This window comes from Arthrobacter sp. H35-D1, from assembly GCF_030063185.1.
Classification (GTDB): Bacteria; Actinomycetota; Actinomycetes; order Actinomycetales; family Micrococcaceae; genus Specibacter.
Genome location: NZ_JASISP010000066.1, coordinates 1 through 1,379, shown reverse-complemented (window position 1 = coordinate 1,379; position 1,379 = coordinate 1). Strand labels below are relative to the sequence as shown.

Here is a 1,379-nt window from a genome sequence, read left to right as displayed (position 1 = left end):
CGCGTTGACTCATAGAAAACCTCCGCGTATCCACATACGTTGCCTCATTTGATTTCATCCGCTTCGGCGTGGTTTCAAGTCTGGTTCTGCGGTGTCGGGTACGCCAGTTTCTATGGAGCTGACAATGATGCAACGGCAGGCAGTGGCGAAGAAGCGGGCCCGGACTTACAAGTGCGCGTCGCGGGCGCAGAAGACCCAGATTCTGGACGAGCTGGTGGAGTTGACGGGCTGGCACCGGGACTATGCCCGGGCGGCGTTGCGGCACGCGCTGAACCCTCCGCCACCGAAACCCAGAGAGGGACGGCGGCCGCTCTACGGACCGGACCTGGTGCCGCCGTTGGTGTTGTGCTGGTCGGCGTTGCGGGCCCCGGCGGGGAAGCTGCTGGCACCAATGATGTCGTCCCTAGTGCCGCTGCTGCGCAAGGAAAAAGAACTGCAGATCACGGATGCGCAAGCGGCTTTATTGGTGCGGATGAGTGCCGCCACCATCGACCGGAAACTGGCCGGAGCCCGGTCTACGATGCTCCCGCACGGGCGCACCCACACCAAGCCCGGTTCACTGCTGAAGTCGCAGATTCCGATGCGGACCTGGGCCGAATGGGATGATGCTGTGCCCGGGTTTGTCGAGATCGATCTGGTTGCCCACGATGGCGGAAACGCTGCCGGAGAGTACTGCTTCACCCTGACAGTTACTGACATTTCCACGGGCTGGACCGTCAACCGTTCAGTGCAGAACAAAGCCGCCAAATGGGTGTTCGAAGCCCTGCAATATGCCATGTCCGTATTTCCTTTCCCGATCATCGGGATTGACTCGGACAATGGCAGTGAGTTCATCAACAACCACCTGTACAACTATTGCTTCGACCATAAAATCACGTTCACCCGGTCCCGGCCCTACAACAAAAATGACGGGGCGCACGTGGAGCAAAAGAACTGGGCCAGGGTCCGCCAACTCGTCGGATATCTCCGCTATGACACCCCGGCAGAACTGGCCAAACTCAACGAAATCTGGGACCAAGACCGGCTCTTCACGAACTACCTGCTGCCTCAGCAGAAGCTGGTCTCCAAGCAGCGCTACGGGGCCAAGGTCATCAAACACTACGACGTTCCGGCAACCCCGCACCAGCGCGCATTGAAGCAATCCACGGTCCGCAAACGCCCCATCATCACCATGAACGCAGCCTTCAAACGTCTCCGCCCCGTCCACCTTCAACGCGATATTCTCCGCTTGACTGGAGAGCTCGAGAAGCTCTCCCTGACTAAGAAGCCGGCACCGGTGAAACCACGTGTCAATAACAAATGGAAGCAGAATCCTTAGCGGAGGTTTCTAAATGAGGCAACGACTCAGCTTCCCGGAGGTATTGCTATGAGGCAACAAG

1 protein-coding gene is annotated in these 1,379 nt (G+C 58.5%); it reads left to right on the top strand.

All coding sequences use genetic code 11. The annotated features are described in order from the left end of the window. The first annotated feature begins 124 nt into the window (after nt 1–124). Entirely contained in the window at nt 125–1,318 is a 1,194-nt protein-coding gene (locus QMG25_RS20280) for an integrase catalytic domain-containing protein (protein WP_283462929.1), read from the top strand. Nucleotides 1,319–1,379: the final 61 nt, after the last annotated feature.